General features: G+C 45.9%; 22 protein-coding genes. 12 read left to right on the top strand and 10 right to left on the bottom strand.

What is annotated here, in order from left to right; translation table 11 throughout:
• Positions 1-22: 22 nt before the first annotated feature.
• From V2H45_RS16640 to V2H45_RS16650, 3 genes are all read right to left on the bottom strand, one after another.
• Positions 23-1,102 carry a class I SAM-dependent methyltransferase gene (locus V2H45_RS16640; RefSeq protein ID WP_330484785.1) on the bottom strand — a complete coding sequence of 360 codons (1,080 nt, stop codon included), beginning with the start codon at positions 1,100-1,102 and terminating at the stop codon, positions 23-25.
• Between the two features lie 12 nt (positions 1,103-1,114).
• Positions 1,115-1,870 (bottom strand): ABC transporter ATP-binding protein, encoded by a 756-nt coding sequence (locus V2H45_RS16645; RefSeq protein WP_330484786.1) that lies wholly within the window; start codon positions 1,868-1,870, stop codon positions 1,115-1,117.
• A gap of 84 nt (positions 1,871-1,954) precedes the next feature.
• Positions 1,955-3,238: an ABC transporter permease gene (locus tag V2H45_RS16650; RefSeq protein ID WP_330484787.1), complete on the bottom strand. Its 1,284-nt coding sequence runs from the start codon at positions 3,236-3,238 to the stop codon at positions 1,955-1,957.
• Positions 3,239-3,832: 594 nt separating this feature from the next.
• On the opposite strand from V2H45_RS16650, the gene V2H45_RS16655 reads away from it, so the two are divergent.
• The gene (locus tag V2H45_RS16655; protein ID WP_330484788.1) at positions 3,833-4,393 is read left to right on the top strand and encodes a hypothetical protein; all 561 of its coding nucleotides are present in this window, start codon (positions 3,833-3,835) and stop codon (positions 4,391-4,393) included.
• On the top strand, positions 4,393-5,253 hold the full coding sequence (locus V2H45_RS16660) for a carbohydrate ABC transporter permease (RefSeq protein WP_330484789.1): 861 nt from the start codon (positions 4,393-4,395) through the stop codon (positions 5,251-5,253). Before V2H45_RS16655 ends, V2H45_RS16660 begins: the two co-directional genes overlap by 1 nt.
• A gap of 91 nt (positions 5,254-5,344) precedes the next feature.
• Here V2H45_RS16660 and V2H45_RS16665 read toward each other — a convergent pair whose 3' ends face one another.
• Complete coding sequence (locus V2H45_RS16665; protein WP_330484790.1) at positions 5,345-6,229, bottom strand: DUF4436 family protein; 885 nt, start codon at positions 6,227-6,229, stop codon at positions 5,345-5,347.
• Positions 6,230-6,564: 335 nt separating this feature from the next.
• On the opposite strand from V2H45_RS16665, the gene V2H45_RS16670 reads away from it, so the two are divergent.
• The 8 genes from V2H45_RS16670 to V2H45_RS16705 all read left to right on the top strand — a co-directional run bounded on the left by V2H45_RS16670 (position 6,565) and on the right by V2H45_RS16705 (position 17,469).
• The gene (locus V2H45_RS16670; RefSeq protein ID WP_330484791.1) at positions 6,565-8,448 is read left to right on the top strand and encodes an AMP-dependent synthetase/ligase; all 1,884 of its coding nucleotides are present in this window, start codon (positions 6,565-6,567) and stop codon (positions 8,446-8,448) included.
• Between the two features lie 13 nt (positions 8,449-8,461).
• Positions 8,462-8,929 (top strand): YlqD family protein, encoded by a 468-nt coding sequence (locus V2H45_RS16675; RefSeq protein ID WP_408648808.1) that lies wholly within the window; start codon positions 8,462-8,464, stop codon positions 8,927-8,929.
• Positions 8,930-8,998: 69 nt separating this feature from the next.
• Positions 8,999-10,579, top strand: coding sequence for a B12-binding domain-containing radical SAM protein (locus V2H45_RS16680; RefSeq protein WP_330484792.1), 1,581 nt, complete (start codon positions 8,999-9,001; stop codon positions 10,577-10,579).
• A 116-nt stretch (positions 10,580-10,695) separates the two neighbouring features.
• Positions 10,696-11,385 (top strand): energy-coupling factor ABC transporter permease, encoded by a 690-nt coding sequence (locus tag V2H45_RS16685; RefSeq protein WP_330484793.1) that lies wholly within the window; start codon positions 10,696-10,698, stop codon positions 11,383-11,385.
• A 65-nt stretch (positions 11,386-11,450) separates the two neighbouring features.
• Entirely contained in the window at positions 11,451-11,801 is a 351-nt protein-coding gene (locus V2H45_RS16690; RefSeq protein ID WP_330484794.1) for a PDGLE domain-containing protein, read from the top strand.
• Positions 11,802-11,837: 36 nt separating this feature from the next.
• On the top strand, positions 11,838-12,665 hold the full coding sequence (gene cbiQ / locus V2H45_RS16695) for a cobalt ECF transporter T component CbiQ (protein WP_330484795.1): 828 nt from the start codon (positions 11,838-11,840) through the stop codon (positions 12,663-12,665).
• Positions 12,666-12,748: 83 nt separating this feature from the next.
• Complete coding sequence (locus tag V2H45_RS16700; protein ID WP_330484796.1) at positions 12,749-14,602, top strand: ABC transporter ATP-binding protein; 1,854 nt, start codon at positions 12,749-12,751, stop codon at positions 14,600-14,602.
• Between the two features lie 215 nt (positions 14,603-14,817).
• Positions 14,818-17,469: a two-partner secretion domain-containing protein gene (locus V2H45_RS16705; protein ID WP_330484797.1), complete on the top strand. Its 2,652-nt coding sequence runs from the start codon at positions 14,818-14,820 to the stop codon at positions 17,467-17,469.
• A gap of 8 nt (positions 17,470-17,477) precedes the next feature.
• On the opposite strand, the gene mnmE is transcribed toward V2H45_RS16705, so the two are convergent.
• The 6 genes from mnmE to V2H45_RS16735 all read right to left on the bottom strand — a co-directional run bounded on the left by mnmE (position 17,478) and on the right by V2H45_RS16735 (position 23,965).
• Positions 17,478-18,863, bottom strand: coding sequence for a tRNA uridine-5-carboxymethylaminomethyl(34) synthesis GTPase MnmE (gene mnmE / locus V2H45_RS16710; RefSeq protein WP_330484798.1), 1,386 nt, complete (start codon positions 18,861-18,863; stop codon positions 17,478-17,480).
• Positions 18,864-18,873: 10 nt separating this feature from the next.
• Positions 18,874-20,034, bottom strand: a complete 1,161-nt coding sequence (locus tag V2H45_RS16715) for a cysteine desulfurase family protein (RefSeq protein ID WP_330484799.1) — start codon at positions 20,032-20,034, stop codon at positions 18,874-18,876.
• 168 nt (positions 20,035-20,202) lie between these two features.
• The gene (locus tag V2H45_RS16720) at positions 20,203-20,994 is read right to left on the bottom strand and encodes a TatD family hydrolase (RefSeq protein WP_330484800.1); all 792 of its coding nucleotides are present in this window, start codon (positions 20,992-20,994) and stop codon (positions 20,203-20,205) included.
• Between the two features lie 132 nt (positions 20,995-21,126).
• On the bottom strand, positions 21,127-21,522 hold the full coding sequence (locus tag V2H45_RS16725) for an AbrB family transcriptional regulator (protein WP_330484801.1): 396 nt from the start codon (positions 21,520-21,522) through the stop codon (positions 21,127-21,129).
• 965 nt (positions 21,523-22,487) lie between these two features.
• On the bottom strand, positions 22,488-23,261 hold the full coding sequence (locus V2H45_RS16730) for a peptidylprolyl isomerase (protein ID WP_330484802.1): 774 nt from the start codon (positions 23,259-23,261) through the stop codon (positions 22,488-22,490).
• Positions 23,262-23,404: 143 nt separating this feature from the next.
• Positions 23,405-23,965 (bottom strand): photosystem I assembly protein Ycf4, encoded by a 561-nt coding sequence (locus V2H45_RS16735; RefSeq protein WP_330484803.1) that lies wholly within the window; start codon positions 23,963-23,965, stop codon positions 23,405-23,407.
• Between the two features lie 146 nt (positions 23,966-24,111).
• On the opposite strand from V2H45_RS16735, the gene V2H45_RS16740 reads away from it, so the two are divergent.
• Both V2H45_RS16740 and V2H45_RS16745 read left to right on the top strand, forming a co-directional pair.
• Positions 24,112-24,678, top strand: coding sequence for a hypothetical protein (locus tag V2H45_RS16740; protein ID WP_330484804.1), 567 nt, complete (start codon positions 24,112-24,114; stop codon positions 24,676-24,678).
• Positions 24,679-24,692: 14 nt separating this feature from the next.
• Entirely contained in the window at positions 24,693-25,520 is an 828-nt protein-coding gene (locus tag V2H45_RS16745) for a RibD family protein (RefSeq protein ID WP_330484805.1), read from the top strand.
• The last annotated feature ends 101 nt before the right edge of the window (positions 25,521-25,621 follow it).

Consider the following 25,621-nt stretch of genomic DNA (forward strand, 5'->3'; position numbering starts at 1 on the left):
GAGTCCCTTTACGCAAAGATCTCTAGGCGTTGCATTTCATCCTTGAATTGGCGTAATTTTGTTCGAGATTTAAGTAATCTTCACCAGCAAAGGTATCAATGCAGGTAATCGCATGCGTAGGCGCAGTCAGAACGTTTTCTAGTAGCCAACAGGTAGCTCTGCCTTCCCAACAGCCCACTTCCAAAAAATTGAGGTGAGGCATATTCCTAAATTTGCTGAAATAAACTTCCCAAGTCGGAATATTCCAGCTAAACCAGTCTTGGGTAAATTGATAGCCCGCGATCGCCATATGCACTTCATATTTTGCTTTTGACAGTTGCTGCTGGGCTGATGTCAGGTTAGGATTGGAGGTAAGTGCTGCTTGGAAAAAAGCGATCGCATCCTCAAATTTTTTCTGTTTGGCTAGGGTAACGCCGCAATTAAAATTCAAGTCAGCTCGATGGGGTTCGGTGAGATCGACAGAGAGTTCTAGAACCTTTTGAAAGCTTCTAAAGGCTGGTGCAAATTGTTGTTGCTGATATTGACCCGTGCCAAGTTGGTAGTAGGTGGAAGAGAGTTGCTTGCGAATCTCTAAAAGCTCTGTCTGGAATTCAGAAACTCCCTCAAACTTCTCGATCACCAGTTCGATCAAATCGTGAAATGGATGGATGCCCAACAATTTACTAGCGATATCCATAAGGATCTGACTTGCCTCAAGCATGTCTTCAATATCCGCAGATAGGACAATCTGAGTGAGTGTCAATAGATAGGCTTTGACTTCTGACGAAAAGATATCCAATTCCAAGGATAACCAAACCAAACTGCATAGATTGTCAAAGCGATCGCTTGAGAATTCGTAAATATACTGACGGATGACTCTGGTAAGTGGAAAATCCTTGGTAACTTCGCGGGCGATCGCTTCAGCATCCAAAATCCTAACAAGTTCCTCTGTCCAAACTTCCATCTGCTCTGGCTCTGCCATTGCCATCACTGACATCCAAGTAAACTGTGCCTCAGATTCTTGTCCTTGCAGGAGTTGCTGTAAACCAAGCTGCAAAGCTTCAGAAATTTCTGCGGGAATTTCGTCAGATAATGCCAAATTTTCGCGATCGGATCTATTCACGGCTTTACTTCCTTATAGAACATGTCCTAAATCTTGAGGACTGAGATTGGCATGAATCACCTGTCCATCTTGGAACCAGACGATGCGGCGACTGTGACGAGCGACTTCAGATTCGTGGGTAACGATTACCACCGTAATGCCACTGGCATTCAGTTCGCCAAACAGATCGATCACTTCTTGAGTCGTGCGGGAATCTAACGCACCCGTAGGCTCATCTGCTAGTAACATCACAGGTCGATTGACGATCGCTCTGGCAATGGCTACCCTTTGCTGCTGTCCGCCCGACATTTGATTGGGTTTGTTATTGAGTCGATGGCCCATGCCTACACGGATTAGCGCTTCCGCAGCGCGATCGCGTTGTTCTTTATTTTTCACATTCGCATAGGCCATGGGCAACATCACATTTTCCAAGGCTGAGAGCTGTTGCAAGAGATGATATTGCTGGAATACAAAACCAATTTTGAGATTGCGGGTTTTCGCCAACTGATCTTCTGACAAGTCGGAAACATCTTGCCCATCCAGAAAATAATGCCCCGAAGAAGGTCGATCTAAACAGCCAATGATATTCATCACCGTAGATTTGCCAGAACCCGATGCGCCCATGATCGCACAGTACTCACCTTCAACCACCAGTAAATTGACACGATCCAAAGCCTTCACCAGGGTATCCCCAGCACCATACAGCTTACTGACATCCTCCAGCCTAATAATTTCATGTTGGGGATTGGGAACTTCCGCGATCGCAGTTTGTTGAGAATTAGGAATCATTTCTTTGTAATGGGTGACTGGTAATTTGGTTATCAGTTATCAGGATTCTTGGGATTGATACAGAAGACCGATAACTGAAAACAATTAAATACTTCTCAATGCCACAATTGGATCGAGTTTAGCGGCTTGCTGAGCGGGGACAACACCAAAAAATAGACCGATCGCTCCTGAAACTCCGACAGCGAGCATAATTGCACCGCCCGAAACCCCTGCTTGCAAAGGTGTGAAAGCTGCGACCAATAAAATTCCACCTACACCGATCGCCGTACCAAACAAGCCCCCAGCCACAGAGAGAATCACTGCCTCGATAATAAACTGCACCAAAATATCACTTTGCGAAGCCCCGATCGCTTTCCGCAGTCCGATTTCTTGGGTGCGTTCTGTCACCGATACCAGCATGATATTCATAATGCCAATGCCGCCGACCAATAGTGAAATACTCGCGATCGCAGCCAGCATGATCGTCAGCGCACCCGTAATATTTCCCACAATTTCCAGTGCATCTTTTTGACTGCGGATCGTAAAAGTCTCTTCCGCTTTTGCGTCAAGGGATTTATGACGTTGCTTCAACAAGTTGGTGATTTGAAATTCTGCGGCATCGACGGCATCATTGCTCTTAGCTGAAACATTAATCACTGTTACCGCAATTCCGTAAGGTGATGTACGTCCGACAATATTTCCAACAATCGTCGTGAAAGGCATAAAGAGCGTATCGTCTTGGTTAGTTCCTAGGGAAGCCCCCTTGGCATCCATGATGCCGATAATTTCGTAGCTAGCACCGCGAATTCTGACTTGCTGACCGATAGGGCTACCTCCTACTGGCTTGCATGCATCCACTTTCTCTTTTGAGTCTTTGGGCTCTGGGTAATAGCTCTTAAATAACTTCTTAACCATCTCCGCGCCGATGGTAACAACGCGAGCATTGCGCTTGAGGTCGTCCTTTGCAAAAAATCGCCCGAGACAAGTTGGGGCATTTCTCACGGTTTGATATTCGGGGACAGTACCGATGAGCGTGGCACGTTCGGTAGATTGAACTGAAACAATCAGTTCGGAACTGCTGATTTGGGGTGCAACTTCACGGACAGTTGGGACTTGAGATGCGATCGCATCCGCATCAGCGAGAACGAGGCGATTGGGTGGACTGATGGCATTGCGGCGCGCATTATCGGAACCAGGGATGATAAAAATCACATCCGTACCAAGCGTCTGAAACTGTTGGGAGGCATACTTCTTGGCTCCTTCGCCCACACCAACCATGATAATTACAGAGGCATTACCAATGATAATTCCCAGCATGGTTAACCCACTGCGCAATCGATTGGTGGCAAGGGTTTTACCCGCCATGCTCAAGCTTTCTAGAATATTCATAAATATTTTTGCTACTTAACTATTACTTAATATTTAGAGAAATGCTTGTTTTTAGACTGTCGCTTTGCTAAAGAGAAACTTGAGTCACATAGCAATCCGATTTGATTTGTATATAGGGCAATTCATGAATTACCTCTACGTTCCTAATAGCCATAGAAACATTTAGTCAGAGAAACATTGCTAATGAATCATGACGAATTGCTATAGAAACTCAACCAATTCAATCAATTCAATCGATGAATTCAATCAATTCAATCAGTCGATTGAAGTTTTGGACTAGAGCAAAGCATTTAAATACAAATTCTGCAATCCGTAAAAACTCGTGCCTCCTATGCTTTGTTTACATAAAGAAACATGCAATTTTCCTGTCAATTCCATTTTACTTACTTGACAAATAATTAAATCCTGATTAAGACAGACATCTGAACTAATGGCATTAAATAGTAATTAAGTTGTAAGAAGTGATTGTAAATGACAAATTATGACGTAACATCCATGTCTCTGCTCAGTTTTAAGCGTAATTTTAACGACTAATAATGCTATTCGTGATATTCTTGTGGTTGATGTAGATTAGGTGTTGGGGTCTATTAATCCATGAAAAAAATTCATGTTGGTTCGTTAATTCTTGCTGCTGTTGCTGTTACTGCGGTACCTGCGATCGCGCAAGCAGAAGAAGTGTTTCTAGACAGTACTGTTCCTCAAGTCATTCAAAAAATCTCTCCTGGAAATATAGTTACGTTTAAAAACGATAAAGGAGAGTTGAATGATTATTATGTGCCCGATTGGATGTTCTCAAAGTACGACCTTCAGGTTGGTAAAACAGCTTTTCTTTTCAACCGTAATGTAATCCAAGGCAAACTCGGCTCTGGATATGTTGATACCGATGATAAAGCTGTTTTGGGGTTAGATGATTTTGCCTATGGTCAAACCCGCGTTGGTTGTTCTGCTGTAGAGAGCCCTGCTAGTCGTGGTTTGCGTTGGGGTTCGCGTCTTTGGTACAAAGACATTTGCTGTTTCTCTACCATTCCTGTAGTTGGCTCTATGTCCTTCTATCAGAAAAAAGATATCGTAGTTGAGAAATCAGAAGTCCCAACTATTCCTCCTGCTGTAACTACCCCAGCAAAATATGATGAACCTGTACGTGGTCTCTGGTAATGCTGAGTAATTGGCTCGATCGCGAGTCTAATTCAGCTTGGTTATTTCTTGCACCCAGTTTGTTATTGCTGGGTGCATTTGTGCTGTTTCCCATTCTGTATCTGTTTTACCTCAGCGTTACAGCAGGGCACTTTACGTTAGCGGGTGTACGCTGGGTCGGTCTAAATAATTATTTGCGCTTGGTGCAAAGCCCCGACTTTTGGCAGGTTTTGGGAAATACTGTCTATTTCACGATCGCCACGGCAGTTCCTAGTGTGGTTGTGCCTTTGGTGCTAGCCGTATTGCTCGATCGCAGTTTTGTCGGACGGAGCGTATTGCGATCGCTTTACTTTTTGCCCTCAGTGGTTTCGATCGTGGCAGCGGGTTTAGGCTGGCGTTGGTTATTTCAACCTGATGGTGCGATCGATGGCTTATTGGGACTCAAACCTCCCCTTGCTTGGTTTAACAACCCTAGCTTGGCAATGCTGGTTTTAATTTTATTGAGTATTTGGAAGCAATTGGGATTCAATATGGTGGTGTTTTTGGCGGGATTGCAAGCGATTCCCCAAAACCGCTACGAAGCTGCCGAGTTGGATGGGGCAAATCCAGTGGCAAAGTTTTGGTATATTACCCTGCCCGGACTGCGCCCCACGACAGTCTTTGTGGCAATCTCTACCCTAATTTTTACGTTTCGCAGTTTTGAGCAGGTTTACGTCGTCACAGGTGGGGGACCGCTCAATGCCACAAATATTCTGGTTTACTACGTTTACGAACAAGCCTTTGGTTTATTTGACTTTGGCTATGCGGCTGCTGCTGCGATCGTGTTGCTTATTGGTGTGCTGGCGCTGGTCTATTGGCAACTGCGGGCTTGGAAAAACTAGAGGCTCATGGCTGTACCCAAAATTCCAAAGAAATAGGGGGCTACACTTGTGCCCCCCTTGGTTTCTCAAACTATGCAGATGCTTGTATAACTTATGAATCCTTGACTTTATATCGGGTAAGCCAGCAGTAGAAGATAATCATTTGCGAGATCGCTACCAAAAGCTCTGCCCAAAAGAAAGATAAGAAATCCGTAAGCGTTCCCACAGGTGGGATACCGGGTTGAATGTTGCGAACCGCAGGCAAAACAAACAGCAAAGCACCCATGTAAGCAAACATGCCTATCTCAGCCGGACGTTTTTGTAACAGCACTGCTAAAGCCATGACTAGCACTGCTAAAGGTACTATCCACATTGCCACTAACATAAACATGGCAAAAGCTTTGGTGATAATCGATCTTGAAATTTTGATCTTTATGCCAATCTCTTCCGCTGAGTCAAATCCTTTGATGATGTCGGTATCAATGATGTAACCTGGCAATGCCCCAATAAAGTCAACCTCCATAGGTATACTCTGTTTCTCGTCTTTGGGGTTTGAAAAGTAGAGATAAATTTCAGCTTCATGCGTGTCAAAGGGATAGTCTGTGACACGCCCGTTAAACAAACTCAGCGTGCCATCTACGGATGGCGGAATTTTTTTCTTTTTAAGTTGAATGTCACCCTTGCCGCCTTCGATACTGACGTTGAAGTTAAGATCGGTACTCATCGCCACCGTATCTCCGATCGCAAAACTACCATGGGGGATTGGGGTAATTCGGATCGACAGATCGCCTTTAATCGGGTCTACAGCTAAAAGAGCAATCGGTAATGAGATCCGATTAGGCTCTTTTTCATCTACCCCAAAGCTATACCCACTGGAGCGTTGAGTTAGATCGTTTTGATAAGCATATAACGCCAAAAAGAAAGCACTAAAAAATAGTGCTATACAGATAATGCCGACAACAATTCGCCGAGTTTTGACTGTTTTAGAGATTGCCATTGGTCTACATTCTTCCCCGATCGCTTAACTGAGCTAAATACTTTCAGAACCGATAATAGCAAGATATGCTTGGTTTCCAAATCCATAAAATTGCTTGGGTTAAAACCGTCTAGCTAAACCCGCGAATCCCAACCAAATGGGATAGTTTGAGAAGTGGCACACAGATGGCTGCATAAATTGCCCTTTTCTAGAATACTGATATTCAGTTACAGCAATCCGATGAGATTTGTCCTACAGTCTGCCTGACTGTCAATAGACAATACCTATTTTGGAATTACGCGATCGCTTGCACTTCAACTTTGAATTGATGGATTTCAATTACATTCTCGAAAATTATGCACAACTCTAAGGTGTTAAATCACGCTAATGCCAATAGTCTCTGGCAAGTGTGGGAAAAAACGGCTCAAGCCTATCCTGATACGATCGCCGTCATCGATGCCCATGCCAAGCCTGAAGTCAGACTTACCTATAAACAAGTTGTCGAACAAATCTCAGCTTTCGGGGCGGGTTTGCGATCGCAGGGCATTCAGTTTGGGGACAAGGTAGCCTTGATTGCCGATAACTCATCGCGCTGGTTGATTGCCGATCAAGGAATTTTAGCGATCGGAGCCGCCGATGCCACCCGCAGTTCGCAGGCAGAACGCCAAGAGTTGCTTTACATCATTGAGCATAGCGATAGCACTGCGATCGTAGTCGAGGATTTGGCGACCTTAAAAAAGCTTCAGCCAGAGCTACAAACCTTGCCTGTCAAGTCGATTATTCTGCTGTCCGATGAAACGCCCCCCGATGGCGCTTTAAATTTTTCTCAACTGCTCCAAAAAGGTAGCGATCGCGATCTAGGAAATCCGCCCATTACCCGCGATACCCTTGCCACGCTGATTTATACCTCTGGAACGAGTGGCAATCCTAAGGGGGTAATGCTTTCCCACGGCAATTTTATCTATGAAATTAATGGGGCGTTAACAGTGGTGCAAATCCAAGCAGGCGAGAGGGTTCTGAGCATTCTGCCCACTTGGCATTCCTATGGACGTACCTTTGAGTATTTTATTTTTTCGCAAGGCTGTACCCAGACCTATACCAACCTGCGATCGATCAAAAAAGATCTCAAGCAATTCAAACCGCATTACATGGTGGCTGTACCCCGTCTTTGGGAATCAATTTATGAGGGCATTCAAAAGCAATTTCGCGAACAGCCTGCCAGCAAGCAACGACTTGTCAACTTTTTTCTGGCAACCAGCCTACAGTACATTTTGGCGCGTCGCATTGTGCAGGGCTTGAGTTTAGAAAATCTGCACCCATCGCTGGGGCAGCGCCTGTGGGCAGGCATCAAAATGGTAGCGCTGTTTGGGCTACATAAATTAGGGGACAAACTCGTCTATCAAAAAGTGCGAGAAGCTACGGGTGGGGCATTTAAAATCATCGTGAGTGGGGGCGGTTCGATTCCCGACCATTTAGAAGATTTTTACGAAATCGTCAATATTCAGATTTTGGGAGGCTATGGTTTAACCGAGACCTCTCCGATCACCCATGTACGTCGCCTCGATCGCAACTTGCGGGGCGCTGACGGACAACCCTTACCCCAGACTGAGACCAAGATTGTCGATCTAGATACCCAAAAGCCATTACCCGTGGGGCAAAAGGGATTGGTGATGCTGCGTGGGTCTCAGATCATGCAGGGCTATTATAAAAATCCTCAAGGGACAGCCAAGGCGATCGATCCTGACGGTTGGTTTGATACGGGCGATCTGGGTTGGGTCAGCGATCGCGACGATCTGATTATTACTGGACGTGCCAAGGACACGATTGTACTCACCAATGGAGAGAATATCGAGCCCCAATCCATTGAAAACGCCTGTCTCCGCAGCGCTTATATCGATCAGATTGTCCTGGTCGGTCAAGACCAAAAGCAATTGGGCGCACTGATCGTGCCCAACTTAGAAACCCTAAAAGCTGAAGGTTTGATCCCACCAGAGGCAGAACTGCAAGAGGCATTACCCCTAATTCAGAACGAGCAGAAAGTTCAGGCTCTATATCGGGAAGAATTGAATCGCGAGGTAAAAAACCGCCCTGGTTACAGTGTGAACGATCGGATTGGCATGTTTGCGTTTTTGCCCGAACCGATGGCGATCGCCAACGGTATGATGACGCAAACGTTTAAAATTCGGCGCAATGTTGTAACGGAGCGTTACCGAGATATTATTGACAAGATGTTTACCTAATCTGATGCAAACTATGGGTTCTATAGATTTTTCTAACCAGCTTTTACTCAAGCGCACAGCCAACATCAAGGTAATTGTGACACCGCGCTGGAAAGACGAAATGCAGCAGCAACTTCAAGCCCAAATCGCTCAGTTTGATGCGCAAATCCAGCAAATCGAGGCTCAAGGTACCCGTATGATTGCCGAGATTGAAAGACAAAGCATTAAGCCCCCAGGCCCCGATGTCGTGCGGGAAATCGAAGAAATTCGGCTTGAGGTGAATCGTCGCAAATCAGAATTTCTAGAGCAAAAAAATCAACTTTTGCAACAATTAAGCCAAGTCCAAGTCTTGGAATTAGAGCAAGAAGTTAACCAAGGTCAGTTAGATAGCTTTTTCCCTTTGAGCAAGGGTGATAATCTAATTGCTATGATGCAAGTTGAGATTGTATTGCGTGACGGTTTAGTTGAGGATATTCGCACTGGATTTCCAACAGCTATGTAAGACGAAGCCTAATGTCGATGGTTAACTTGCCCCTGCTTGTGTTGATAACCCAAATTACCCAAAAAAATAATGCGCGTTTTATTGGTTTACCCGCTTTTTCCCAAAACATTTTGGTCTTACGAGAAAATCTTGGAGTTGGTAAATCGGAAGGTTTTGCTGCCTCCATTGGGGTTAATCACGGTAGCAGCAATTTTGCCGCAAGCATGGGAATTTAAACTGGTCGATCGCAACGTTCGCAACATTACTGAAGCCGAGTGGGCATGGGCAGATTTGGTGATCCTATCTGCCATGATCGTGCAAAAAGATGACCTGCTGGCAATCATTCAAGAAGCAAAACGGCGGGGTAAGAGGGTTGCCTGCGGTGGCCCCTATCCCACCTCTATGCCTGAGGTTCCTCAAACTGCAGGTGTAGATTATCTAATTTTGGACGAAGGTGAAATCACGCTCCCCATGTTTGTGGAAGCGATCGCCAAGGGTGAAACCAGCGGCATTTTCCGCACTCAAGAGAAGCCCGATGTCACGAGCACGCCCGTTCCCCGCTTTGACCTGCTTGAGTTTGACGCCTACGACTCCATGTCGGTACAGTTCTCGCGCGGATGCCCCTTCCAGTGCGAGTTTTGCGACATCATCGTGCTGTATGGACGCAAACCTCGTACTAAAACACCAGCACAACTTCTTGCCGAACTCGACTACCTCTACGAGCTAGGGTGGCGACGGGGTGTATTTATGGTCGATGACAACTTCATTGGCAATAAACGGAATGTCAAGTTACTGCTAGAGGCATTAAAAATTTGGCAGCAGGAGCATGAATATCCTTTCCGTTTCAATACCGAAGCATCCGTTGACCTTGCCGCCGACCAAGAACTGATGGATCTGATGATGGACTGCTACTTTGATGCCGTGTTCCTTGGGATTGAAACCCCCGACGAAGACAGCTTACAACTCACCAAAAAATTTCAAAATACGCGCTCTTCGCTATTAGAAGCCGTAGAAGCAATCACCAAAACTGGATTGCGGGTAATGGCAGGCTTTATCATTGGGTTTGATGGGGAAAAGTCTGGGGCAGGCGATCGCATCGTGCGCTTTGCCGAACTGACGGGTATTCCGACCACCACCTTTGCCATGTTACAGGCTCTGCCCCATACGGCGCTTTGGCATCGTCTCGAAAAAGAAGGACGCTTGCGCAGCACCAATGGCAACCTCAATCAAACCACCCTGATGAACTTTGTGCCGACGCGTCCCGTCGAAGAGATTGCCCGTGAATATGTGGAAGCATTTTGCGAACTTTACGAACCCAATGCCTATCTCGATCGCGTTTATAGCTATTTTCTTAAGTTAGGCGCGCCAAGAGTTAAGGTTCCTGCCAAGTTACCGACGCTAATCGATCTGCGCGCACTGGCGATTATTGTATGGCGTCAAGGGATCAAGCGCGAAACCCGCTGGAAGTTCTGGCATCATCTCTTTAGCGTGATCAAACGCAATCCTGCGGTGTGGGAGCACTATTTGATTGTCTGTGCCCATAACGAGCACTTTATGGAATATCGCGAAATTGTCCGCACCCAAATTGAGGAGCAGTTAACTGCTTATTGGGCAGAAGAAGAACGCGTGAAGCAGTTGGAAGTAAAACCCGAAAAAGCGATCGCAGGTTAAACCAAACCATCCGCGATCGAGATTTCCTCACACTTCAGTAAAGCACTCTATACAATATCCGCCAGAAAAATTAGGATAGAGTAACAAATCGCTGATAGCTGAACTAAGAGGTACAGATGTTTCATCCTGCTTTATCGATCCATCTGGCGATGCATATCCCAGATGGATTTTTGAGTTTACCCGTCAGCTTGGTGACTTGGGCGATCGCGATCGCCTTGATTGCGCTGGCATTGGTAAAGGTACAAGCCGAATCTCAAGAACGGGCTGTACCCTTGATGGGTGTATGTGCGGCATTTATCTTTGCCACTCAAATGATTAACTTCCCAATTCCCGGTGGGACATCGGGACATTTACTGGGCGGTACCTTGGCAGGAGCCTTGTTAGGCCCTTGGGCTGGTTCTTTGGTGATGGCTGTTGTCTTTATCGTACAGTCGGTGATGTTCCAAGATGGTGGTTTGACCGTCCTAGGAGCCAATGTTGTAAATATGGGCTTAATTGGCACATTTGGGGGCTATTACCTTTATCGCAGCATTCGCTTTTTGTTTGGTCGAAACACCTGGTATGGCATGAGTATTGGTGTCGCGATCGCTTCTTGGACAAGTGTTGTACTTGCATCGATCCTATGTGCTTTAGAATTAGGCTTTTCGGAGACAGTACCGCTCGCTGTAGCATTTGTAGCGATGGTGTCTTGGCATTTAATTATCGGTATTGGTGAAGCCCTGATTACCCTAGCTGCCCTCAGTTTCATTTGGCGTACTCGTCCCGACCTACTCTACGATCGTCCATTGGTTGCGGAAAATGAATAGTTTGGAATCTATCTCTAAGAACTAAATACCTATCTTCCCACTCCCCTCTTACCTTTTTTCCCATCATGAAAAAAAATCATATTTTTGCCCTAGCAGGGCTTGGTGTAGCATTAACCATTGCGATCTTCTTATCTCCCTTTGCCAGTAAAGATCCCGATGGTCTAGATCGAGTCTCTAAAGATCTAAAATTTGAAGAAAAAGCCGCAGAGAATACACCAGCTAAACAGTTACCCTTCCGTGCGGTATTTGAAGAATATTCCGTTAAAGGGATTCCCGATGAGAAAGTTGCGACAGCGATTGCTGGCTTAATTGGCACGTTAACTACATTTGGCATTGCCTTGGGCATTGGTAAACTAACGGTGCGGGGTAAAGATGCGACGATCGCAGCAGATCGACCCGATCGACCTGTTGAATAGGGTGTCCACAGGCGATCGGTGTAAAGGCTTAAGCTCATGCTATTGCTGCATATTGGTGCATCTCATCTAAATACCGAAGAGAGCCAGACTAGCAATCTTCCCATCGCTTCTTGGAAATATCTCACGCCTCCCACAAGAGTTCTATGCGTGTTTCTGGCAGTTTTTGCGATCGCCTTGACTCCCAACGGGCACTGGTGGACTTGGCTATTTTATGGAATTTGGCTGAGCGCGATCGTCCCACTCAGTGGGGTGAAGCTGCTGAAACTTTTACAGCGTTTGGCGATCGAGTCGTCCTTTATTGGGGTAGTGCTTTTAGGAACCTTGTTTCAAAAAAGTGGTGAAGTCGTTTGGGCTTGGGGATGGTTGCAGATTACAACCCAAGGTTTGACCATATTAGGAAGCGTCGCACTTAAAGCATTTCTATCTCTGCTCATGCTCAATATTTTAACGATGACGACCTCTGTGCCGATGCTGCTCCATGCTTTGCGCGTGCTGCGAGTGCCATCTCTACTGGTGGCGATTTTGGCATCTATGCATCGCTATCTCAGCGTTTTAATTGAAGAATTTAACGCGATGCGACGGGCAGCGGCTTCGCGAAACTTTGCCAGCCATAAACTATGGCGTGGAAATGCCCAACAACGCGCGTGGCAACGTCAAGTGATTGGGAACATGATTGGGGTAATGTTCGTTCGCACCTACGATCGCGGAGAACGCATTTATCAGGCGATGATGTCACGGGGGTTAAAAGAAGTTCCACCCATTATGGAAGTTCAACCCGCTGGATTACAGGATCTGCTTGCGGTGATTGGAACTGTAGCGATCGGGCTGCTGGGACAGCTAATTTATGTAATGAGAAGTTTTTAATACAACTTTCTAAGAGTGCGTAGCCTCCAAGTTCTTGCTACATTGAACAATTCCCCCTTTTCAGTCCCGATCGCCCGAATCCTATGCATCATTCTCGCCCCCAGACCCCTAGCTCGACGAAACTGTCGTCTTTGCTGAGCAACATGCCCAAATTAATGCGGCTGGTTTGGCAGGCAGCATCGGGTTGGTTATTGCTAAATTTGGCTTTGACCGTGATGGGGGCATTAATTCCCGTGGCACAGCTCTATGTCACCAAGTTGATTGTCGATCGCGTGATTCATGCGATCGGTACGTCAAACTTAGACATTGTGCCCCTATTGGGGCTAGCTGGTCTAGGGCTGGGTCTGGCATTGCTCCAAGAGGCTCTTCAGCAGGGGAATGCCTTTGTTTCGCAGGTTCTCAGCGATCGCTTTTCCCTCTATGCCAATGGCATTCTCTTGGAACAGGCAACCAAATTGGATCTAGCCCATTTTGAGTCCGCCGCGTTTTATGACACGCTCAACCGAGCGCAGCAAAGTGGCAGTTTTTATCCTCTCCGCGTGATTGGGAATCTCACACAACTGGCAGGACAACTGATTGGCTTTGCAGGGCTCGTATCCCTTTTGTTACGGTTTAGCCCCTTGGTGGTTGTGTTGCTACTTTTAACTTCTCTCCCCACTTTTTGGGTAGGCGTACGCTATTCCAGTCGGCGCTTTTGGATGCTGCGTCGCCAAACCCAAAGCAAACGTCTGGCTGACTATTTCGGCGAAATTTTGACGGATCCAGCTTTTGCGAAGGAAGTTCGTCTCTTTAATTTGGGAGATTACTTCTTAAAGGAATATCGTGAGATTCGCGATCGCTTTAATCAAGAATCTAAGAAATTGGCACTTCAACAGGCATTAGCCCGTGTAGGCATTGGGATTGTCGCAAGTATTGGGTTTTATGGTGCTTATGCTTTGGTGATTTGGCAGGCAGTACGGGGACTGATTACGGTGGGCGATCTGACCATGTATGCAGGAGCGTTTCAACAGGCTCAAACTGCGATTCAAGGAATTCTGCAAAATATCGCGACCATTTATGAATACAACCTCTATGTTTCCCAATATTTCGAGTTTTTGAATCTCAAACCGCAGGTAGTCAGTCATACTTTTGAGAAGTTCCCCAAGAAATTCCCCATCCCAATGCGATCGGGATTGGTTTTGCGTAACGTCAGCTTTACCTATGGGGGAGCAAGCGAACCCGTTCTCCAAAATATCAACCTTACGGTACAGCCCAATGAATGTATTGCTTTAGTGGGTATTAATGGCTCGGGCAAGACAACGCTACTCAAACTACTCACGCGCTTTTACGATATCGATGCAGGAGAGATTACGATTGACGATATTCCTTTGCAAGAATTTGACTTAAGCGAACTTCGCGCTCAAGTCGGCGTGCTATTTCAAGATTTTGCGCGTTACTCCCTGAGTGTGGAAAATAATATTGGCTTTGGCGATCTCAAGGAACGTGAAAATCAAGACCGCATTCAAAAAGCAGCAACCGATGCGGGAGCAACGGATACGATCGCGGCGCTCGATCGCGGCTATCAAACCATTTTGGGTAAAATTTTTTCGGGTGGCATCGAACTCTCAGGCGGACAGTGGCAGAAAATCGGTCTGGCAAGAGCATTTATGACCTCAGCCCAAATTCTCATTCTCGACGAACCAACAGCGGCTGTGGATGCGATCGCAGAACACGATCTATTTCAAAGGTTTCGCCAACTCACCAAAGGGAAGATGACCTTCCTCGTCAGCCACCGTTTCTCTACGGTACAAATGGCCGATCGGATTGTGGTTCTCGATAAAGGTCAAATTGTGGAAGTTGGAACCCATGCGGAACTAATCGCCTTAGGAGGTCTCTATGAAAAAATGTTTCGCTTACAGGCTGCTAGCTATCAGTCTGACTTTTCGGCTTCTGATTAAAAACTTAAATGCGATCCATCGGAGTTTTGCTAGCAAACGGAAGAAGTATGTTTTAAAGTGTTGACTGTAAACATTGTCTCAAACTGCATCTCAATCCGCGTTTGACATGAATTTAACATGATATTTCTGATAAATTCCTTAAATCACCGCTAAAAGGCTGAGGATAAACAACCGCTAGATGGGTAAAATTGTACAAACTGAGAGGAGCTATACCTGTGAATAAGACCATCTTGCCCTTACTTGCGATCGCTACCCTTTCCCAACTTGTAGGAATTTCAGGAATTTCCGAAATTAGGCAAGCCTCGGCACAGTCAATTATTCCAGCCAACGACCTTGGTACAAATGTTACCCAACAAGGCAACAGATTTGATATCGGTGGGGGTACACAGGCAGGTGCGAATCTTTTCCATAGTTTTCAGCAGTTTGGGTTAGATCGGGGACAAATTGCTAATTTTCTCTCAAATCCCAGCATTCAGAATATTCTCAGTCGCGTTGTGGGTGGCGATCCGTCTGTAATCAACGGCTTAATTCAACTCACGGGTGGTAACTCCAATCTCTACATCATGAATCCTGCGGGGATTATCTTTGGCGCGAATGCCAGTTTAAATGTTCCCGCCGCTTTTACCGCCACAACTGCGAATGGAATTCAGGTTGGGAATGGTTGGTTTGGCATCAATACCAGTGTGGATGCGATCAAAACCCTTACGGGAACGCCGAATAGTTTTGGTTTTGCTAATCCCGTTCCTGTGGGAGGGACAGTTTCAAATACAACAGGGGGAGCGATCGTCAACGCTGGCAACCTTTCGGTTAAGGAAGGACAGAGTATCACGTTAGTGGGTGGAACAGTAATTAATACAGGCACGATCGCCGCACCTACGGGCAAAATCACGATCGCTGCCGTTGAGAATGGCAAGTACGTTCGTATCAGTCAAACAGGGAGCTTATTGAGTTTAGACCTACCTGTGGCTGATAAAGAGGAGCTAACCGCCAATAGTAAGCCAATTCAAGCTACCGATCTCCCAACTTTGCTTACAGGCAGACCCGATCTTGCTGCGGTTACTGGCTTATCTGTCAATACTTTGGGACAAGTGGTATTGCCAAATAGTGTTGCAGTTCCAACGCAAACTGGCACAGCGATCGCTTCAGGCAATCTCGATGTTTCTTCCTCTGCCTCACTTGGCGGCACGATTCATATTCTAGGTACGAATGTCGGATTGGTGGGGGCAAAGATCGATGCCTCAGGATTGACAGGTGGCGGTACGGTTTTGATTGGTGGTGACTACCAAGGCAAAGGCACTGTCCCCAATGCTCAATTCACCTATGTCAGTCTAGATTCGACAATTATTGCGGATGCACTGCATAGTGGGAATGGTGGGCGTGTAATTGCTTGGGCAGACAATAAAAATTCTTTCTACGGTCGCATCTCAGCTCTGGGTGGAACTCAAACAGGTAATGGCGGATTTGTGGAAGTATCTGGGAAAGATACCTTGGTATTTCGCGGCAGCGTTAGCACGCTTGCCCCCAATGGAAATAAGGGAACACTACTTCTCGATCCAGTTAACATCACAATCCAAGATGGAAATAGCGATGGAGACGATAATGGGGCTCTAACAACTGCTTTTGGGAATAATGTCACAGGCGATAACGGACAGGTTCTCATTGGTGATGCTATCCCTACAACGATCTTTGAGTCAGAGTTAGAAGGGATAGCTGCGGGGACAAATGTATTGTTAGAGGCATCCAATAACATTACGATCCAACCACTTGTAACAGATGGATTTTTAACTTTCTCTTTTGATCCAGGTGGTTCGATTACTTTTAAGGCTGATGCCGATAATAATGGTGTTGGCAATTTCTCAATGAGATCTACAGATACAATCAACACTGGAAGCCGTAACCTGACAATCTCAGGAGCAAATCTTAGCCTTGGTAAAATCATTGCAGGAAGTGGAAATGTTACCTTGACCGCTAAGAATGACATCACTACACCCACACAACCTAGTAACTATTTTGCGACTGCGATCAAAGGAGCAAATGTAGTGTTAACGAGCGCACTTGGGAACATTACTACGGGTAGTATTGAGGCATACGACACGAATACAAATGTCGGGAGTTTAATGCTAACTGCAAACAATGGAAGCATTGTTGTGAATGGATATTTACAAGCAGGCTATACAGCCGGTGTCACTCCAGTGACTGACAGTCCAATTACAATCAGTGCAGGTAGTTTTAGAGCAATTAACCCAATTACTGGTCCTCAAAATTTACAGGGAGGTGCGGCAAATAGCATCCCAATGAGTATTGTCGCTTTTACGGGTGGACAACCAAATAATGCAGCATCAACACCTCCACCTCGGAGAATTCAGTTGACTTTACCGAATGACCTCCAACCAAGAATTTTAGCAGGTGCAGCTTCCGACCCATTAATTATCTCAATTACGATTACAAAAGATACGTCGTTTAGGTTTTCTAAAATCACACCAGGTGGGGCGATCGATCCGCTTCCAGCTACAGGCAGTGGCATTGAAGGCGCGATCGGTTTAGGTGCAACCAATATTCCACCGAATTTATTGGTTCTGGTATCCGATCAGTCGTTTACTGCTAATCCAAGTTTGACCAATGCTTCGACTGGGGTGCTTGCAACCACACCAACCGATGGAGCTGTTGCTGCTGCTAGAACTGCTGAAGTCCAAACTGCTTCTAATATCGATACTTGCGATCCAGATAAGGATAAGAAGCCTGCGCTCAATGTAACGGCTTCGCTCCCTGCGCCTGTCTCAGGAGGAGTCGATCGCGGCGGAACTTCAGGTAGCAGCGGTCAAGATGGGTCTCGAGATGCTAAAGCAAAACTTCCCCCTTGCAAATAATCAGCGTTCTATTTACCAATACAAAAACGGCTAAAGATTTGGTCTAAGAGCGATTCTGTCACCTCTTCCCCAGTGATTTCGCCGATCGCATGAATAGCTGTTCTCAGGTCAATCGTCCAAAAATCGAGCGGTAAGCGATCGGCGATCGCTTCTTGCACTTTTTCTAAAGCTTGCACGGCTCTGAGCAGGCAGGCTTTTTGTCTTTGGTTAATCGCAATCTCAAGATTGGCAGCATTCAAATTCGTCTGATTCACACAGTTGAGAATTGCCGCTTCCAATTCCTCAATTCCCTGTTGATGGGCGGCAGCAGTTTTAACGATTTGCTGGAATTGAATTTGCTGAAACTCAGCGGTGAGCATTCCATTGCGATCTGAGAGCAAATCGATTTTATTCACAACCAGAATCACAGGGCGATCTTGAATTAAGTTGTAGATGTCGCGATCGCGATCTAGCCAACCTGTCTGCGCATCGATCACCAGTAACACCAGATCGGCCGTTTGCGCCGCTTGCTGCGATCGCGCCACGCCAATTTTTTCCACCACATCCTCTGTGGCGCGGATACCAGCCGTATCCAGCACTTGAATTGGAATTCCACCCACCACCAGTTGAGAATCGACCACATCGCGGGTGGTTCCGGGCAGGTCGGTGACGATGGCGCGATCGCTGCGGCTCCAGGCATTTAGCAAACTTGATTTGCCGACGTTGGGTCTTCCGACGATCGCTACTTTTAAGCCCGATCGCAATAATTCGCCGCGATCGGCTGTGGCGAGAATATGTTGGGCAGAAGTGGCAACCTGTTGAATTTCTGAAATCACCCAATCTCGATCTAAAGGCGGTAGATCATCCTCAAAGTCAACGCGCGCTTCGATTTCTGCCAGAATCTCCACGCACTTGGTTCTCAGCAGTTTTAAGGACTGGGCTAACTTGCCTTGCAGTGAAGCGATCGCCGTTTGAGCCGCTTGGGGCGATTTTGCCCCGACCAAATCCTGAATGCTCTCGGCTTGGGTCAGATCGATGCGTCCATTTAGAAATGCCCGCAAACTAAATTCACCAGGTTGGGCTAATCGCGCTCCCTGCTCTAAACAGAGATTTAGTACCTGTTGCACCGCCATAATGCCGCCATGGCAGTGAAATTCCACGACATCCTCGCGGGTGTAGGAACGGGGAGCTTTCATCAGTAACAACAAGCTTTCATCAACAGTCGCATAGTTGCTGGGATTTCGCACATGACCGTAGAGAATGCGATGGCTCTCCCAAGCTTGATTGCCGGGGGCGTGAAAAATGGTTTTGGCGATCGCTTCCGCCTGACTACCTGAAAGCCGCACAATTCCCACACTGCCCTGTTGAGGCACTATCGCCGTAGCGATCGCTGCGATCGTATCCACTAAACTCATCGCACTAAACTCATCGCATCAATTCTCGCTCGATGACCTGTCGCAGAACCAGTGCCGTCCAGTCTACATCCGCCTCTGTCGTGTCCCTGCCCAATGTGAGACGAATACTTCCCAGAGCCTGCGCTTGATTAAAGCCCATCGCCAGTAACGTAGAACTTGGGACGAGGCTACCACTACTACAGGCAGAACCCGAACTGATGGCAATTCCAGCCAAATTTAAGGCGGTGACCAGGCGGCGACCGTTAAGATAGGGGTGACAAAAACTGAGATGATGCGGCAGACGATTTGCCCCTCCTCCTTTTTCGGCGAAATCATAATCTCCCGTCGGTTCTAAATCGGGAATATCCTTTAGTTGATGGAATAAGCGATCGCGCAGACCCATCAAGCGCTCGAATTCACCAACTAGTTCTTGCTGTGCCAAATCTGCTGCTAGCCCAAAGCCCGCGATCGCAGCAACCGCCTGCGTTCCCGATCGAAGTCCTTCCTCTTGACCGCCCCCCATCAGCAAAGGTAACAATTTCTTGACAGTGGCATTAACATATAACGCCCCCACTCCCTGCGGCCCGTAGAGCTTATGGCTGGAAATCGACAGCAGATCGATCGGGAGCGATCGCAGATCGATCGGCAAGCGTCCTGCGGCTTGTACGGCATCGGTATGAAATAAGACTCCAGCGTTGCGGCAAATTTGCCCCAATTTTTCAATGGGCTGGATCGTTCCCACCTCATTTTGGGCGTAGATAACCGACACCAACACCGTATTAGGACGCAGAGCGGCAGATAAATCTTTGGGATGCACCCGTCCCATGCGATCGACAGGCAAACGGGTAATTTCCCAGCCCATTTGCTCTAGAAATTTAGCGGGTTCGCTAATTGCCGAATGCTCCACGGCAGAAACGATCGCATGCTGAGGGACGCAATAATTACGAGCAACCCCAAACAACGCCAAATTATCAGATTCAGTTCCCCCTGAAGTGAAGATAATTCCCTCTGGCTCTGCCCCAATTAAACTGGCAACCTGCAAGCGCGATCGCTCGATTGTCATGGCTGCTCTTTCACCCCATGCATGTAGGCTAGAAGGGTTGCCCCACTGCGATCGCATGACTTCCCCAATAAAGTCAATGACTTCTGGTCTAGTCGGCGTGGTGGCACCATGGTCGAGATAAATTTGCATAGGTTGCAGCAGCAGGGGGAGGTAAATTTAACTTATTTAGTTGTCTTTAATTGTCATTCCTAATAGTTAAGGATCGTGGATTTATTAAGGTGCTGTTCATTAGAAATAATGGGCATTCTAAATAATGACTCTAAATCATTAGAATTGCAGGTAATTTAGTTCGCGATCCTAAGACAGGTTAAACAGCTTGAAAGCATTTGCTGTGGTTTGAGCGGCTAAATCGGCTAAAGGCTCACCGCGCAGCTCTGCCAATTTCTCGGCAACATGCAGCACATAAGCGGGCTCGTTGCGCTTACCACGCTCTGGGACGGGGGCAAGAAAAGGGCAATCTGTTTCAATCAATAAGCGATCGCTCGGTACGATCTTAGCCGCTGCTTGCAGGGTCTTGGCATTTTTGAATGTGACCACCCCACTAAAACTAATATACATGCCCAAATCGAGGAACCACTGGGTTTCCTCTGGAGTACCTGCCCAGCAATGCATCACCCCCTTTACGGGCTTGGAAGTTTCTGCGTTAAATGCTTCTAAAACTTCTCGCGTCGCGATCGCCGCATCGCGACAGTGAATAATTACTGGTAAATCGAGCGTATGCGCGACTTGGAGTTGGGCGGTAAAGCCAGCGATCTGTGCGGTTTTATTTTCTGCTTTAAAAAAATCCAGCCCTGTTTCGCCAATGGCGACCACCCTAGGATCGCTTTTGGCAAGGTTGTGAATTTGTTCGCCCACAGAAGGTTGCCAGCCTTTTTCGTTTAAATCGGTATCGAGCGGATGTAACCCAACCGCAAAACTAACTTCGGGAAAGCGATCGGCGATCGATTGAATCTGCTCAAACTCACTGGGAGTAACGCAAGAATGCACCAATCGGGTAACTCCGACCTCTTGCCAACGCGATCGAACCGTCTCAAGATCGGGTTCGAAATTCTTAAAGTTAACGTGAACGTGCGTATCAACAAGCTGCATAAAGATTCAAAAATAAAAGGCAAAGAGCAAACATCAATACCTCTGCTATTTTACTTTCACTTTTTTAGAGTTGTCAGTTGTCAGTTAAGAGAAGGTTAGAGTAGCTACTCTATGAACCGATAAACGATAACCTTACTCCTCATCTTCTTCAACTTCTTTTTCCTCGGTCAGTTGAATCAAATGAATGTGCTTGTAACCCAACTTAATCTCAAACTCATCTCCTTCGTTGAGACCCATTGAGCGCGTATAGGTAGATCCAATCACGATCTGCCCGTTTTTGTGCACGCTGACGCGATAGGTAGGTTCGCGCCCACGCCCGTCTTTAGGCTGTTCGGGATTAATCGGATAGCCCCTTGCTGCCAAAACCGCTTCATAAAATTCGGTCAAATTGACGCGTTCTTGCAGATCTTTGGAACGAGAAAAATACCCACAGCGTTTTGCTTGTTCACGCTTGGGGAGGTGATTAAATTCTTTGACTTTTTGAAGTAGTGCTTTCCCCGTTAAAGGAGCAGTTACAATATCACTCATGGCGTTATCAATAATGTCACTAATTCAGAACAGCGAATGTTTATATTACTAATTACGATTTAGAAATTCTTGCTAGAACCCCTAGACTGAGAAATTCTAATTTCTCCAATCTTTATTGTCGAACTCAATCTATAGATCCATTGAAGAAATCATTTAGATATAATAGTCGGTCAACAAATCGGTAGATATTTTTTTCTCATTTTAGATAATTAATTTATTATCGCTCTTCATTTGTAAATCGGTCAATTTAAATCAATTAATCTAGACTGGGCGTTTAAAAGAAAACAAGAAAAAATATATCTAGTTTGTCAACTCAGTTAAATATGATTGTAAATCATCTGAGCAAATTCGATCGATTAAGTCACGATCTCTAATTAAAAAGAATCGTTGAGAGCTAGGAATGAGAGGCACTTGCCATGAAATTTTCTATATTTGCTCATCGTCATTTAGCTGAGTAAAAGCTAAACGATTCGCTAGCTTCTAAGTTTGCTATCTAAGTTTATTTTTAGATCGATCGGACGATTGGGGACGTTCATTCTTGTATACCAAGATAATTTAGCAATATTAGTTAACAAACGATATAGTGCTTATTCAGTTAGATATTTAGTAATATATCAAAATTTATTTATTCACAAACCTCTAACGATAGAAAGAGAATACAGATTTTCTATCGAAAAAAAGCGATCCATTAACCATCACTACCGCTCGAACATTTGAGGGTAATCTATCTAAATCTAAAATGCTAACTTCCTAAACTTTATACATACACACTTGACTGCCTGAAAGTTACTTGAATGGTCATCCTGAATCTGAAAAATGCAAAGGGATACAAACATTTCTTAAGCACAAAATCAGCAAGCCCTCCTACAAGAGGGCTTGCTGATTTGAATTTTTTGTGGCGAAGCGATGATGACGCTTCATTCTAAGTGGTTATTTTATTTCATAGGAACTTAAACCAAATTTACTTAAGCAGGCTGTTTGAGGTTTTCAGCACCTTTGACAATCGTCATAGACTCAATGCGATCGCCAGCTTGAATACCATCTACCAAATCCATGCCATTGGTCACATAACCAAATACGGCATAGGAACCATCGAGGAAATAAATGTCAGCCAAGGCGAAGTAAAACTGCGAAGAGGCTGAGTTTGGCATTTGCGATCGCGCCATTGCGATCGCCCCACGCGAATGTTGTAATTTAGGTTTGTTGGTCGCTGGCAAAATCTCACCATAGACTGCTTCGTTTTTACCTACGGGGAGAATTTCTAAAGGGATATAACGCGGCTGCGCTGTAACTGGGTCAATAAAGCTACCCGTGCCATTGCCTAAAGGGTCGCCACCCTGGGCGACAAAAGGAGAAGGATCTTTGACAACCCGATGAAACGTCAAGCCGTTATACACACCTCGACTGACCAAATCAACAAAGTTACCTGCGGTGATTGGGGCATTATTTCCATCGACTTCAATCGTCACGGTTCCAGATTTGAGCTTCATTTGCACAGTGGCACTACCGTTTAGCTGTGGTAGTTTGGCAGTAAGCGGATTTGATGGAACCTTGATCGCGGTTGGTTCAGAAGTCTTATTTGTAACAGGGGGTTTTACCGGTTCTTTAGTTGGGGTTGCTTTCGCCTGTGCTTCGGTAGATTGTGTAGTTTTGGGTGGAGATGACAATCCAGGATCGCTACAGGCAGTTAATAGCAAAACGCTAAAAACTAAAAAGCAGCTAATGATTTGGCGCAACATATTTATTTAAAATCCAAACTGAACGTTGTTATGTGAGTGTCAAAGACAAATTGTCTTGAAAATTCGATCGAATCAATCGAAAAAACTTGATTTAGATCGTACCCAAACGAACTAGCAATCAAACACCGAAAAGCGAAGTTATTCTAAAGCCCTTCTAACGGTACGGATAGAAATCTGGCTAATTCTGCGGCTCTGTCTTCGAGTGCTGTTAAAGCGATCGGTTGTCCCACTTCACTGAGCGGAATATCGCCTTTGCCTTTGACTTTGAGATAGAGGGCGCGTTTGGGGCTAAGTCCATTCCGAATTTCGACTCGCACAGCTTGGACATCGGCGATCGCATACTCAAAATCTACTTGGTTATTTTTACCAGGGTAGCCTTGCCTAAAGATGCGGACTTTGCCTGTATCGAGACTAAATTCATTAAAGCCGCCACCTAGGTCAATGGTAATGATGAACCATAGATAGAGATCGAGCAATGTCCCAGCAATGCCATACAGACTGAGTGCCAATCCTTGAGGAAGAAAATCGATTTGAAGTGGCTCAGCCGAGGGCAAAAGATTGATATGAAAAAAGCTAGATAAGCCAGCTAAAAGAAAGCCCACAGCGCCTACAGCAACAATGATGGCAAAACAATAATTACTGAAGCGTTTGGCTCCGACGATCGAATATTTGAGCGTATTGGTTGAAGTGGTAGTTGTTACCATTGGTCGTTGTACTTACAGAGCTAACTTTTTTATTGTAGGGGATTGAGGATAAGCTCTGGCAAAACCCTCTAGATTCAGTAATTTTATTCCTACGCTATGATCTCAGGTATAGCAATCTCTAAACTAACCTAAAGTACATCAGTTAAGTGTTAAAGCCCAAAGTTACTCATAAGCTGCTTGGCATCGCTGCCATCAGTTCTTTTGCTACCATCCTTACAGCTTGTCAACAAACTTCAGGAAATCTCCCCTCACCACTGCCAACCTCAGTCGCAGCTTCATCAAAACCTCAAACCCCATCTAACCCTACACCTCAAGCTTCTACGAACAGCACTCCAAGCAAAAGCGATCCAAAGACAGATGTTAAGGTTGCTCCGTTAACCTTGGAGTCTTTGGCAGGAGAGTACAAGACCAGTTTTGGCGACGAGGCAATGCAAGCAGTTCAAAAGCAGGGCATTAAAGATATTTCTGGAAAGTGGTCGATTAAGCCCGATGGTTCCTTTGAAGCTACGCTAAAACTGGATCAGCAGGAAGTCAAAACTACTGGCATTCTCAGGCTAGATAGCAAGCCAGATAGCAGGAAGGTGATTTCGCAACTGGAAACCGCCAACGGTCAGAAACCACCTCAAAACAGCGAGCCAACTATCTTTAAGATTTCCGAGGATGGTAAAACATGGCAGGCAGAAGGTCAACCAATCAAACTGTTGAAACAATAATTGGGTAATTACATATGTTCAACGGTCTTTATACTTCCCACGATTTAATCTACACCTTTGAAGAACTAGGATTTTCTATAGATGGAGTCCCTTTTTTTCAGTTAGGCGAACCGCGTACGAGACCTTACATTGTCTTTAATATGGTGTCTAGCGTTGATGGCAAGGCAACTACCCATGCTGGCGAACTTACAGGTTTAGGTTCTAGACCCGATCGCAAATTAATGCAGCGCTTACGATCGCAGGTTGATGGTGTTTTGGTCGGTGGGGGAACCTTGCGAGTCGATCCATTTATTCCCACTATTCCGCAGGAGTTAGCAGAAGAGCGATCGCTGCATTTTCCCGACCATCCTCAGCCTTTGGGAATTGTGGTGAGCAATCGTGGCAATCTACCCGCAGAGCACCAGTTTTGGGCAGCAGGTCGAGATTTGCGCGTGGTGTTTTTAGGAGGATCTGCTCTGGAATCAGTGGAGCGGCAGTTGTCTCAAAAGGCGATCGTGGTGCAATTATTGAATGACACTTCGTATAGTGCGAATGGTGAGGCAGCTTCAGGCGAAGTAGATTTAGGAGAAATGCTCCACATATTATTTACTCGGTTTGGCGTGCGACGATTGCTAGTTGAAGGTGGTCCCTCCCTTAACTATGCCTTCATTTCTCAGGGATGGTGTGATGAGTTATTTCTCACCCTTTCGCCCCGTCTTGTGGGTGGCGTGGAAAATTCATCTGTGATCGCAGGAGCGGGCTATGGTATGGGAACAGGCGATTTACCTAAGCTGAAGTTGCGATCGCTCTACCACCATGAGGACGAACTATTTTTGCGATATCAAATTCAATCCCCCGCCTAAAACATTATCCTCAAATTCACCACCCATTTAGGAGAGAGGTCTACTCTACTTTAGTTTGGACTAATCGGCAGCAAGGCAAGAGCAACAGAAAGGCACGAGAA

The organism is Tumidithrix elongata BACA0141 (assembly GCF_036349135.1).
GTDB lineage: Bacteria > Cyanobacteriota > Cyanobacteriia > Pseudanabaenales > Pseudanabaenaceae > Tumidithrix > Tumidithrix elongata.

Excerpts from the sequence above, each read along its gene's own strand:
- V2H45_RS16645 (WP_330484786.1), bottom strand. The coding sequence starts at position 1,870 with ATGATTCCTAATTCTCAACAAACTGCGATCGCGGAAGTTCCCAATCCC.
- V2H45_RS16650 (WP_330484787.1), bottom strand. The coding sequence starts at position 3,238 with ATGAATATTCTAGAAAGCTTGAGCATGGCGGGTAAAACCCTTGCCACC.
- V2H45_RS16655 (WP_330484788.1), top strand. The coding sequence starts at position 3,833 with ATGAAAAAAATTCATGTTGGTTCGTTAATTCTTGCTGCTGTTGCTGTT.
- V2H45_RS16660 (WP_330484789.1), top strand. The coding sequence starts at position 4,393 with ATGCTGAGTAATTGGCTCGATCGCGAGTCTAATTCAGCTTGGTTATTT.
- V2H45_RS16665 (WP_330484790.1), bottom strand. The coding sequence starts at position 6,229 with ATGGCAATCTCTAAAACAGTCAAAACTCGGCGAATTGTTGTCGGCATT.
- V2H45_RS16670 (WP_330484791.1), top strand. The coding sequence starts at position 6,565 with ATGCACAACTCTAAGGTGTTAAATCACGCTAATGCCAATAGTCTCTGG.
- V2H45_RS16675 (WP_408648808.1), top strand. The coding sequence starts at position 8,462 with ATGGGTTCTATAGATTTTTCTAACCAGCTTTTACTCAAGCGCACAGCC.
- V2H45_RS16680 (WP_330484792.1), top strand. The coding sequence starts at position 8,999 with ATGCGCGTTTTATTGGTTTACCCGCTTTTTCCCAAAACATTTTGGTCT.
- V2H45_RS16685 (WP_330484793.1), top strand. The coding sequence starts at position 10,696 with ATGTTTCATCCTGCTTTATCGATCCATCTGGCGATGCATATCCCAGAT.
- V2H45_RS16690 (WP_330484794.1), top strand. The coding sequence starts at position 11,451 with ATGAAAAAAAATCATATTTTTGCCCTAGCAGGGCTTGGTGTAGCATTA.
- cbiQ (WP_330484795.1), top strand. The coding sequence starts at position 11,838 with ATGCTATTGCTGCATATTGGTGCATCTCATCTAAATACCGAAGAGAGC.
- V2H45_RS16700 (WP_330484796.1), top strand. The coding sequence starts at position 12,749 with ATGCATCATTCTCGCCCCCAGACCCCTAGCTCGACGAAACTGTCGTCT.
- mnmE (WP_330484798.1), bottom strand. The coding sequence starts at position 18,863 with ATGAGTTTAGTGGATACGATCGCAGCGATCGCTACGGCGATAGTGCCT.
- V2H45_RS16715 (WP_330484799.1), bottom strand. The coding sequence starts at position 20,034 with ATGCAAATTTATCTCGACCATGGTGCCACCACGCCGACTAGACCAGAA.
- V2H45_RS16720 (WP_330484800.1), bottom strand. The coding sequence starts at position 20,994 with ATGCAGCTTGTTGATACGCACGTTCACGTTAACTTTAAGAATTTCGAA.
- V2H45_RS16725 (WP_330484801.1), bottom strand. The coding sequence starts at position 21,522 with ATGAGTGATATTGTAACTGCTCCTTTAACGGGGAAAGCACTACTTCAA.
- V2H45_RS16730 (WP_330484802.1), bottom strand. The coding sequence starts at position 23,261 with ATGTTGCGCCAAATCATTAGCTGCTTTTTAGTTTTTAGCGTTTTGCTA.
- V2H45_RS16735 (WP_330484803.1), bottom strand. The coding sequence starts at position 23,965 with ATGGTAACAACTACCACTTCAACCAATACGCTCAAATATTCGATCGTC.
- V2H45_RS16745 (WP_330484805.1), top strand. The coding sequence starts at position 24,693 with ATGTTCAACGGTCTTTATACTTCCCACGATTTAATCTACACCTTTGAA.